The organism is Bradyrhizobium sp. PRIMUS42, from assembly GCF_023006515.1.
GTDB lineage: Bacteria > Pseudomonadota > Alphaproteobacteria > Rhizobiales > Xanthobacteraceae > Bradyrhizobium.
This window is the reverse complement of sequence record NZ_JALBGZ010000836.1, coordinates 1-2,502: the sequence shown is the minus strand read 5'-3', so window position 1 is coordinate 2,502 and position 2,502 is coordinate 1. Positions and strand designations below refer to the sequence as shown.

Annotated in this window: 4 protein-coding genes and 1 pseudogene; all 5 read left to right on the top strand. The window is 64.4% G+C overall.

Annotation, left to right across the window (positions count from 1 at the left end; genetic code table 11):
* A pseudogene (locus tag MOV75_RS34425) lies at window positions 1-141 on the top strand (2,4-dihydroxyhept-2-ene-1,7-dioic acid aldolase); the annotation flags it as partial.
* A 63-nt stretch (window positions 142-204) separates the two neighbouring features.
* Window positions 205-588, top strand: a complete 384-nt coding sequence (locus MOV75_RS34420) for a cupin domain-containing protein (RefSeq protein WP_246918671.1) — start codon at window positions 205-207, stop codon at window positions 586-588.
* Between the two features lie 109 nt (window positions 589-697).
* Window positions 698-1,465, top strand: a complete 768-nt coding sequence (locus tag MOV75_RS34415) for an acyltransferase (protein WP_247007567.1) — start codon at window positions 698-700, stop codon at window positions 1,463-1,465.
* Window positions 1,466-1,664: 199 nt separating this feature from the next.
* Window positions 1,665-2,282 carry a 30S ribosomal protein S4 gene (rpsD, locus tag MOV75_RS34410; RefSeq protein ID WP_094895629.1) on the top strand — a complete coding sequence of 206 codons (618 nt, stop codon included), beginning with the start codon at window positions 1,665-1,667 and terminating at the stop codon, window positions 2,280-2,282.
* Between the two features lie 88 nt (window positions 2,283-2,370).
* A partial coding sequence (locus MOV75_RS34405) for a beta-eliminating lyase-related protein (RefSeq protein ID WP_247007568.1) occupies window positions 2,371-2,502 on the top strand: 132 nt, incomplete at its 3' end.

Genomic DNA, 2,502 nt, shown 5'->3' with positions numbered 1-2,502 from the left:
GTGCCGATCGGCGGCGTGGCCCGCACTGCCGACCAGGCCAATGCCCTCGTCGACCGCGGCTACCGCGCGATCGCGCTCGGCTTCGACTGGTCGCTGTTCCAGCGCGGCATCATGGCAGCATTCGAGGGGATCAGGCGCTGAACAGGCCGATTGCCACCTTGCCGGGGACTGCCGCGCTGCTAGGGTCGGTCCAGGGAGGAAACCATGCTTAAAAAGACTTTGCTCGCTCTGTCCTTTGCCGGCCTTGCCGTTGCCGCCTTCGCCCAGCAGCCCGGCATCAAGCGCACCCCACTCCAGAAAGTCGAATTTCCGGATGGCTACAACACCATCACCGCCATTGCGGAAGTCCCGGCGGGCGGCGCGGCCGGACGCCATACCCATCCGGGGATCGAGACCGGCTACGTGCTCGAAGGCGAGCTGAATCTTCTCATCGATGGGCAGCCAGAGAAAACCCTCAAAGCCGGCGATTCCTATCAGATCCCGGCAGGCGTCGTGCACGACGCCAAGGCTCATGGCGATAAGACCATGAAAGTGCTGGGAGTTTACGTCGTCGACAAGACCAAGCCGCTGGCGTCGCCGGCGCCCTGATGCGGCGAACCGACTGGCCCCGAGCGGGTTGGTTCATGCTAGAGCAGGCAAGCGAGTGGGAACCCACTCGCTGCACATATTTTAATCTTTGATCCGGAACCGGAGACCAATGCGCGGGACGCCCAAGACCATCTCGCTGCGGCGCCGTTTGATTTGCGACCTCATGCATGCCTCGATGGGCGTGCCGTTCGTTTCGCTATCCCGTTCGCTCAATATCCGCCCTGTGCTGGAGGCCCGCGCGGCCGCAACGACGCCTGCCGGCTGGGCCGCGATGTTCGTCAAGGCCTTCGCCCTCGTGGCCAGGGACGAGCCGATCCTGCGCACCGTCTACGCCAAATGGCCTTGGCCGACCCTCTATGAGCTACCCAAGAGCGTGGCGCTGGTGGCGATCGCCCGGATCGACCATGGCGAGGAATGCGTGATCCCGCAGCGAATCGCGGGCCCCGACACGATGACGCTGGCGGCCGTCGATGCCGAGATCCGGCACGCCAAGACGGCGCCGGTCGGGGACGTTCCTATGTTCCGCAAGATCATGCGGGCGACCCGCCTCCCACTGCCGCTGCGGCGCCTGTCCTGGGCGATCGGCCTGAATTTCGGCCGGCAACGCGGCAATTGGTTCGGCAGCTTTGCCGTAAGCTCGGTGGCCGCCTATGGCGGCGGCGAGCTCCACCCCATCACGCCAGGCCCCTTTATCGTCAGCTATGGGATGGTTGAGGCGGACCAGACCATTCATGTCGTGATCCGGTGGGATCACCGCGTCACCGACGCCGCCCCCATCGCCCGGGTCCTGACCCGGCTGGAACAGGTCCTGAACGCTGAAATCGCTGCCGAATTGCGATCCGCCGGGTCAAAGCCGATCCGGGCGGTCGGGACCTGATTTCGCGGCCATTCGCATTGACAGAACGGGCCAAACTCACCTAAAAGCCGCCTGCTCGCGGGCCGATTTCGGCCCGCGAAGCGTTTCGCGACCCGTGGTCTTGTCCCTTAAGCTTTGGGGATCGGACCTGTCAGTGCCGGGCTAGCCCCGTCACACAGGAGGGCGCGTTTCCTCAAACCGTGAACCCAAAGAGGACGCGATGACTAAGCGCAGTGAGGCGAAGTACAAACTCGATCGCCGTATGGGCCAGAACATCTGGGGCCGCCCGAAGAGCCCCGTCAACCGCCGCGAGTACGGCCCCGGCCAGCACGGCCAGCGCCGCAAGGGCAAGCTCTCCGACTTCGGCGTGCAGCTGCGCGCCAAGCAGAAGCTGAAGGGCTACTACGCCAACATCTCCGAGCGCCAGTTCCACAGCATCTATGTCGAGGCCAGCCGCCTCAAGGGTGACACGGGCGAGAACCTGATCGGCCTGCTCGAGCGCCGTCTCGACGCGGTCGTGTACCGCGCCAAGTTCGTCTCGACGATCTTCGCCGCGCGCCAGTTCATCAACCACGGCCACGTCAAGGTGAACGGCCGCAAGGTCAACATCTCGAGCTATCAGGTCAAGATCGGCGACGTGATCGAGGTCAAGGAAGCTTCCAAGCAGCTCGCCCACGTCCTCGAAGCCAGCCAGCTCCCCGAGCGCGACACCCCGGACTATCTCGAAGTCGACCACGGCAAGATGACCGCGAAATACGTGCGCATCCCTCATCTCTCCGACGTGCCGTTCCCGGTGCAGATGGAGCCGCATCTGGTCGTCGAATTCTATTCGCGCTAAGATCTGAATATCGAAAGGCCCCGGTTCGCCGGGGCCTTTTTGCTTAAGAGCCACATTTCAGTGGCCGCAATGCTTGAGGAGCCGTCGCATGCTCTACACCCCGCCCCCGATCGATCCCAAGGCGCCGCCGGTGCGCATCAACCTGCTCTCGGACACGCAGACGAGGCCCACGGCTGCGATGCGCGAGGCGATGGCGCGGGCGGAGGTCGGCGACGAGCAG

Bases quoted from the DNA above. Each gene is read 5' to 3' on its own strand.
- MOV75_RS34420 (WP_246918671.1), top strand. From the start codon at position 205: ATGCTTAAAAAGACTTTGCTCGCTCTGTCCTTTGCCGGCCTTGCCGTT.
- MOV75_RS34415 (WP_247007567.1), top strand. From the start codon at position 698: ATGCGCGGGACGCCCAAGACCATCTCGCTGCGGCGCCGTTTGATTTGC.
- rpsD (WP_094895629.1), top strand. From the start codon at position 1,665: ATGACTAAGCGCAGTGAGGCGAAGTACAAACTCGATCGCCGTATGGGC.